This is a genomic window from Variovorax sp. 20P10.2.4 (assembly GCF_058244205.1).
This window is the reverse complement of sequence record NZ_JBZAYE010000395.1, coordinates 1-7,036: the sequence shown is the minus strand read 5'-3', so window position 1 is coordinate 7,036 and position 7,036 is coordinate 1. Positions and strand designations below refer to the sequence as shown.

The 7,036-nt window shown below is 65.1% G+C and carries 8 protein-coding genes; 2 read left to right on the top strand and 6 right to left on the bottom strand.

The window, feature by feature from the left end; translation table 11 throughout:
- Positions 1–321: helix-turn-helix transcriptional regulator (locus tag AC27VN_RS28120; protein ID WP_490878658.1), on the top strand; the 321-nt coding region annotated here is incomplete at its 5' end.
- Positions 322–530: 209 nt separating this feature from the next.
- Here AC27VN_RS28120 and AC27VN_RS28115 read toward each other — a convergent pair.
- A complete protein-coding gene (locus AC27VN_RS28115; RefSeq protein WP_093348891.1) occupies positions 531–1,823 on the bottom strand; it encodes a porin in 1,293 nt (430 codons plus the stop codon).
- A 406-nt stretch (positions 1,824–2,229) separates the two neighbouring features.
- Between AC27VN_RS28115 and AC27VN_RS28110 the strand changes: the two genes are divergently transcribed.
- Entirely contained in the window at positions 2,230–2,595 is a 366-nt protein-coding gene (locus tag AC27VN_RS28110; RefSeq protein WP_490878657.1) for a hypothetical protein, read from the top strand.
- 93 nt (positions 2,596–2,688) lie between these two features.
- Here AC27VN_RS28110 and AC27VN_RS28105 read toward each other — a convergent pair whose 3' ends face one another.
- The 5 genes from AC27VN_RS28105 to folK all read right to left on the bottom strand — a co-directional run.
- Positions 2,689–3,945 carry a hypothetical protein gene (locus AC27VN_RS28105; protein WP_490878656.1) on the bottom strand — a complete coding sequence of 419 codons (1,257 nt, stop codon included), beginning with the start codon at positions 3,943–3,945 and terminating at the stop codon, positions 2,689–2,691.
- Between the two features lie 159 nt (positions 3,946–4,104).
- Entirely contained in the window at positions 4,105–5,115 is a 1,011-nt protein-coding gene (locus tag AC27VN_RS28100) for an inorganic phosphate transporter (protein WP_490878655.1), read from the bottom strand.
- A 13-nt stretch (positions 5,116–5,128) separates the two neighbouring features.
- A complete protein-coding gene (locus tag AC27VN_RS28095; protein ID WP_057590652.1) occupies positions 5,129–5,773 on the bottom strand; it encodes a DUF47 domain-containing protein in 645 nt (214 codons plus the stop codon).
- A gap of 165 nt (positions 5,774–5,938) precedes the next feature.
- Positions 5,939–6,547 (bottom strand): trimeric intracellular cation channel family protein, encoded by a 609-nt coding sequence (locus tag AC27VN_RS28090; protein ID WP_490878654.1) that lies wholly within the window; start codon positions 6,545–6,547, stop codon positions 5,939–5,941.
- A 28-nt stretch (positions 6,548–6,575) separates the two neighbouring features.
- Positions 6,576–7,036: 2-amino-4-hydroxy-6-hydroxymethyldihydropteridine diphosphokinase (gene folK / locus AC27VN_RS28085; protein ID WP_490878653.1), on the bottom strand; the 461-nt coding region annotated here is incomplete at its 5' end.

Sequence of the window (7,036 nt, the reverse complement as noted above, 5' to 3'; positions counted from 1 at the left end):
GACAGCCTGGCCTGCGGCCTGCAGTTCACGAAGGCACAGGCGCATCTGCGCGTGGCGAACGAGCCACTGCTACTCGTGCGCCTGCATCTGCCCGATCGGGTGCAGCCGCTCGATGCCGAGCTGCTGCGCGGCGCCTTCGGCCTCACGCCGGCCGAGGCACGGGTGCTGGTCGCGCTGGTCGAGGGACAGACGCTCAAGCAGCATGCAGCGGCGCAGGCGGTCTCCATCAACACGGTGCGCACGCAGCTCGCGGCGCTGATGGACAAGATGGGTTGCCAGCGGCAGATCGACCTGGTGCGCATGGCACTGTCGGTGGCGTAGCGTCCGGCGGCGAACGCCCATGCGGCGGCGCGGCGCGAGGCCGTCCACTGCGAAGAAAAAAGGAAATCAGGCGGGAAGGACCCGGCGCCCCGAGGGCTCGCGCATCCGGTGGGCCTGCGCAGTCGGTCGCGCCGACACCGGGTACCAACCAAAAAAACCACCCGACCAGAGCCGGGTGGCAAACCTTGGAGACAAAAAAGACGCGGAAATCAGAAGCTGTGACGCAGACCGAAGTCGTAGCCCGTCGACGAGCGCGGTGCCCAGCCGGCGGTGGCCAGGTAGGCCGGGGCGCCACCGGTGGTCACGCGACCGAAGACGGTCGGGTTGTTCTGACCGTCCTTGATGCGCACGCGGGCGAGCGTGGCATACAGCGCGGTGCGCTTCGACAGGTTGTGCACGTAGCCGATCGCGAACTGGTTGGCCTTGGTCGACAGCTCGGGGTTTCCGAACAGCGCGAGGGCCGGGTTCACGACGGGGTTCTGGCCAGCCTTGTACTTCAGGTAGCCGTACGAAGCCTTGATCTGGCCCGGGCCCACCGGCACGCTGACGCCGAGCAGGAAACCGTCGTACTTGTCGGTCACGCTGTTGACGTAGTTCAGAGCACCCAGGGTGGTGACGTTGTCGAACTTGTTGCGGGCCGACGAGTACTCGCCGAACAGCTTCGCAGCGCCGAGGTCGTAGCTCGCACCGAGGTTGAAGGTGTTGATGCGGTTCTTGAACGCTTGCGAAGCCAGCGCCGGGGTCAGGACCGTGGTCGCGGTCAGCGGCGTGGAGTCCTTGTTGTCCTGGCCGTAGGAAACAGCCACGTCGAGCGGGCCGTTGGCATAGCCGACGCGACCGCCGAAGTACGAACCGCGCTTGGACGGCGACTCGATCACGTTCTCGTCGAACTTCACGTTCTCGTGCAGCGCGTACTGGAACTGGCCGTAGAAACCACCGAGGTTCGGCGGCAGGAAGTAGCCGATGCTGTTGCTGGCGCGCGCGTAGTTGTCGCTGGCCGAAGCGCCGTTGGGAGCGGTGCCGCCCTTGCGCGACAGCGAATCGCCGACGCGGCTGATCAGGCTCGTGCCCACGCCACGCAGACCGAAGGGATCGAACACGTTGTCGTTCCAGTAGGTGGGCGTGTAGTCGCGGCCGAGGCGGATTTCGCCGAAGCCACCCGACAGGCTCACGGTGGAGCGACGGTCGAACGCGGCCACGCCGGTCTTGCCGTCATCGTTGGTGATGCCCGATTCGAGCCAGAAGCTCGCTGCCAGGCCACCGCCCAGATCTTCCGTGCCGCGGAAGCCGAGGCGGCTGGAGCTGCTGCTGCCGTTCGCCAGGGCCGTTTGGCTCTGCTTGCGCGAAGCGCCGATCAGCAGCGGGTTCGTGCCACGGTACTCGCTCTTGGTCGAGTAGTTGCTCACGCTCGCATCGACCACGCCGAACAGCGTCACCGACGATTGAGCAGCCGCTCCGCCGGCCGCCAGCACGGCGGCCAATGCCACCAGGGATTTTTTCATTTCAGCTTCCTCTTTCTTAAGCACAACAAGCGTCCTGGGCGGTCCTTCGAGGAACCACCCCGGAACGGGGGGGACACCGGGGATTCCGCGGCGGCTCGCCGCGGTTTCTCGTGCGCATCGGATCGCGTTTCTTTCGGCACCGGCGTGGGACCGGCTCCGAGCGACGCTGCACACGATGCATCTGCAATCGGGTGCAGTGATGGTCTCGTGTGCGAGTGAAGAGTCCGTGACAACCCTTAGAGCCCATCGATGGAATCGGGACTCTTTGGCGCGATAACAACAGGCTCAGAAAGATGTGCTGAAACGCACTGCGCGGCGCGCATCGACGACAGGCTCGCGCTACAACGACGGCTTGTTCGCACGCTGTCGATCGCAGCACGTCGATCCAGGCCCCAAGGAGTTGCACATGATCGAATGGCCCGAGAGAAACCCCCCCGGCTTCGTCGCGTTCCACCATGACTACCGCGAAGACGGGTGGGGCCTCGGGAAGCCGGAGGACGAGTCCTACTTCGACTTCGAGCAGATCAGGGAGTACATGCGCGGCGTACTCGTCCACCCCGGGAATTTCTTCGGCCTCATCGACCAGTTCGGCGAGACGCTTCAGTTCTATGTGAACGACGACCGCACGGTCCAGATCGATTTCATCGTCGAGGCACGGCGAGGCTCGATGGTGAAGATGGCGACCTTGAGCGAGTGCATCGCGCTGGTCGAGAGCGCGGGGCCGTCGCTGGCGGCGCTCGTCATTCCGGGCGCGGTGTTTCAGGCGTGGTAGCTACACAGAGACCACATGGCATGGCTCCGCGGCCGCACGCTCGAAAGATCTGCTTCTCGCGACTACGGCGGCAAGCACATCGAGCCAAACACCCTAGAACGGCCTCATATTGAGCTTGATCTTCATTGGATCCATTTGGCTGAGCACACCCGGTGGCAAATCAAGCATCAAGGACAACTCCTTGCGAATGAGCTCCTGCAACATCTTCTGGGCGATCTGCACCACCTGCAACTCATGGGGTGGCAATCGATGCCTTCGCGCGTGAACGAGATCCCCTCTCTTCGCGAACACGAGTCGAAACTGATCCCGTAGCGCGCTCCGATTTTCTGCACTGGTCCCCATCAGGTACGCGAATCGCTCCGAGAGACGTGCAGTGATTCCCAGCTCGTACGCTCCTGGCGTGCTGTCACCAAGAATGGCTTCGATACCAATACAGCTTTGTACCAGCGAGAGTGTCTGATTCGTTGTTATCAGCGAGTCGATCAGCCATTCAATGCCGGCGGCGATCCGCTGAGCGTGCGGGTCGAAATGCAGGGTGGATAGAAAGTGAACAATTGGATGGAGGTCCGGCGCCATGTTGCGACGCTGATAAGGCTCGACCTCCTTCTCATCCAAACGGTCAAAGGTCACGCCACGCACGAAGTTCTCAAGATCGCGCGGCATCTGTTCAGGTCGCTGCTCATCGCCCTGCACCGCATGAATGGCGATATGCGCAATGGTCCGCCGCCCGGAATCCAAGTGCCTACTCCGGAAAACCTCACGCCGAACAAACAAGCCGATCTCCAGCCCGTAGAACACAACGATCTTTACAACCGTGAGCGCTCGCGGGAGCAGCGCCGGCTCCTCTCCAAAGAGAAGGTCTGGCAACCCACCAGACTCTGTGATTCGAAAGTAGACGGAGTCTTGTTCCAGAAGGAAGCTGCTGATGGGACGAAGCGCTTCGCGCGCCTCGTCCATCGAACTGACGTTTGCCAGTAGGTCGCCGGCACCCACAGGGCAGTTTGGGCGCACCAGTCTTTCGATTCCGTCGAAAGGCGCACTGGTTCTGACCAAGGCAATCTGATCAGAGAGGATGGCCAGTTCGTCCGCAAGGCAACCAGGGCTCAAGCCTGGAAGCTCGACATAGACAAAGTAGTCCCTCGGATAGGACTCAAGCTCCGCTTGCAGGCTGCCCTCAAGCTCCTCGCACAACATGGCCGGAACCGCCAGGACTTGCTCGCTCGCGGTGCGAAGCACCTTCTGCCGCACGCGCTCGATCAGGTCCCTGACATCGCCAACCGACCACATTTCGTTCCACGGCTGCCCTCGAAGAAGCAGTTCGCAGAACCGATCGGTTGCGCTATCGGGCATCTCGACGCATGCACCTGGCACTATTTTCCAAGTACGCAGATAGCTTGTCAGCGCGCCTCTCTGCTGAGCTGTCAACGCAACCATAGGACGATCCTCGACGATGTCGTGCGTGCAGCTCCCATCCGAGCAACTTCGAGGCGGTACCTCGAAGGACCACCCTTAGAAGATCTGCCAGCTCACCCAATAGGCGATCGCCGCCACGAACGCCGACGCGGGAATCGTGAAGATCCACGCCCACACGATATTGCCCGCCACGCCCCAGCGCACCGCGCTCGCGCGCTGCGCCGAGCCCACGCCGACGATGGCGCCGGTGATGGTGTGGGTGGTCGACACGGGAATGCCCAGCGCGGTGGCCAGGAACAGGGTGAGCGCACCGCCGGTCTCGGCGCAGAAGCCGCCCACGGGCTTGAGCTTGGTGATCTTCTGGCCCATGGTCTTGACGATGCGCCAGCCACCGAACATGGTGCCCAGCGCGATCGCGGCATAGCAGCTCACGATGACCCAGGTCGGCGGTTCGGCCGCGCCGGCCGAGGCGTAGCCGGTGGCGATCAGCAGCATCCAGATGATGCCGATGGTCTTCTGCGCATCGTTGCCGCCGTGGCCCAGGCTGTAGGCGCCAGCGGAGACCAGCTGCAGCCGCCGGAACCAGCGGTCGATGCGCGAAGGCGTGGCGCGGCGGAAGGTCCAGGCCACGATCACCATCATCAGCGAGCCGAGCAGGAAGCCCAGCACCGGCGAGACGAAGATGAAGGCCACGGTCTTCCAGATGCCCGAGGCCACGAGGCCGCTGGTGCCGGTCTTGGCGATCACGGCCCCGACGATGCCGCCGATCAGCGCATGCGAGGAACTGCTGGGGATGCCGTAGTACCAGGTGACGAGGTTCCAGCTGATGGCGCCGATCAGCGCACCGAACACCACGTGCACGTCGACCACGCCGGGCTGGGCGATGCCCTTGCCCACGGTGGCCGCCACGCTCAGGTGGAAGACGAAGATCGCGATCAGGTTGAAGAAGGCGGCGAACACCACGGCCTGGCCGGGCCGCAGCACGCCCGTGGACACCACGGTCGCGATCGAGTTGGCGGCATCGTGGAAGCCGTTCATGAAGTCGAACAGGATCGCGAGCGCGACCAGCACCATCACCACCCAGAGGGCGACCTGCACCGTTGCCATCGGTCGTGCCCGCTCAGGAGTTCTCGAGGACGATGCCCTCGATCACGTTGGCCACGTCCTCGCACTTGTCGGTGATCGTCTCGAGCAGTTCGTAGATCGCCTTGAGCTTGATGACCTCGCGCACGTCGGGCTCCTCGCGGAACAGCTTGCTCATGGCGCTGCGCATCACGCGGTCGGCGTCGGACTCGAGGCGGTCGATCTCCTCGCAGGTCTTCAGGGTGGCCTCGGCCACGGCCGGGTCGGCGATCTTGCCGAGGTACTTCACGGCGTCCTTGAGGCGGTCGCAGCACTTCACGCTCAGCGTGGTGAGGCGCACGATCTCGTCGGTCATGTGGCGCACGTCGTACAGCGCCATGGTCTCGGCCGAGTCCTGGATCAGGTCGGCCACGTCGTCCATGGTGTTGATGAGCTTGTGGATCTGCTCGCGGTCGATCGGCGTGATGAAGGTCTTGTGGATCAGCCGGTTGACGTCGTGCGTGACGCGGTCGGCCGCGCGCTCGGCGTTGTCGACGTCGCGGTTGTACTGCTCGCGCAGGTGCACGTCGTTGTAGTTGGTGACGAGTTGCTCGAAGGCCCGGGCCGCCTCGACGATGCGCTCGGCGTGCTGGTTGAACATCTCGAAGAAATTGCCCTCGCGGGGCAGCAGCTTGCCGAACATGGCGACTCCTGGAGGACGTCAATCACAACTTGATGACGCCTTGATGAAAAAACCCGCGAAGTTTAAACGGGCGGATCGTGCGATCCGGACCTTGGGGGGTTGATCTTTTCGTTGTATATGCGCGAGGCACGGCGGCCACGGTCGCATTTCGACCCGAAAAGGAACTCAGGCCGCGAGCTTCAGCACGGGCAGCTGCCATCCGCCGTAGATGCCGCCGAGCCGCAGCGCCACGACCAGCGCGATGCCGGCATGGAAGGCCCAGCGCCGCGGCAGGCCCGCCGCCTGCAGCAGCAGGTAGGCGACGATGCCCGCGATGGCGGCCGAGCCGTAGAAGCCGCCGCTCAGCAGCAGCGGCACGTGGCCCGTGAGCACGTCGCGCAGCAGGCCGCCGGCGGCGCCGGTCATGGTGCCGGTCAGCACCACGATCAGCGCGCCGCGGCGCTGCTCCTCGGCCACCTGCGCGCCCATGACGGCGAACAGCCCGAGGCCCAGCGCATCGGCCACCGCGAGCGCGTGCTGCGGCACCGGCAACGCGTGCAGCCAGGCGATGGCCAGCGCCGAGACGGCGAGGATCACCCAGGCATAGCGGGTGTCGCGGACCCAGAACACGGGATGGCGGTCGAGCAGCAGGTCGCGCAGGGTGCCGCCGCCGACCGCGGTGACCGAGGCGATCACGACCACGCCGAGCCAGTCGAGCCCCGCATGGGCCGCGGCCAGCACGCCGCTGACGGCGAACACCGCGACGCCGGCGAGATCGAGGACGTACAGCAGCATGGCGCCCGCCCTCCCCTGAAACCTTCGCTCAGGCCTTGGCGTCGGTGTCGCGCAGCCGCTCGATGACCTGCTTCGACACGCGCGCCAGCGCGGCGCGCGGCACCTTGTCGGGCGCGATCTCGGCCAGCGGCTTGAGCACGAAGGCGCGCTCGCGCATGCGCGGATGCGGCAGCGTGAGCGCGGGCGTGTCCTTGACCGTGTTGCCGTGCGTCAGCAGGTCGAGGTCAAGGGTGCGCGGCGCGTTCGGGAACGGCCGCTCGCGCCCGGCTTCGAGCTCGAGCAGCTGCAGGTCGGCCAGCAGCGCCTCGGCCGTGAGGCCGGTGCGCACCGCGACCACGGCATTGATGAAGTCGGGGCCGGTGGCATCGACCGGCGCGCTGCGGTAGAGCGAGGAACTGGCCGTCACGGTGGTGCGCTCGATCGCGCCGATGGCGAGGATCGCGGCGCGCACCGCCGCGGCGGCATCGCCGAGGTTGGCGCCGATCGCGA

Coding starts and splice junctions, on each gene's coding strand:
- AC27VN_RS28115 (WP_093348891.1), bottom strand. CDS start 1,823: ATGAAAAAATCCCTGGTGGCATTGGCCGCCGTGCTGGCGGCCGGCGGA.
- AC27VN_RS28105 (WP_490878656.1), bottom strand. CDS start 3,945: ATGCCCGATAGCGCAACCGATCGGTTCTGCGAACTGCTTCTTCGAGGG.
- AC27VN_RS28110 (WP_490878657.1), top strand. CDS start 2,230: ATGATCGAATGGCCCGAGAGAAACCCCCCCGGCTTCGTCGCGTTCCAC.
- AC27VN_RS28100 (WP_490878655.1), bottom strand. CDS start 5,115: ATGGCAACGGTGCAGGTCGCCCTCTGGGTGGTGATGGTGCTGGTCGCG.
- AC27VN_RS28090 (WP_490878654.1), bottom strand. CDS start 6,547: ATGCTGCTGTACGTCCTCGATCTCGCCGGCGTCGCGGTGTTCGCCGTC.
- AC27VN_RS28095 (WP_057590652.1), bottom strand. CDS start 5,773: ATGTTCGGCAAGCTGCTGCCCCGCGAGGGCAATTTCTTCGAGATGTTC.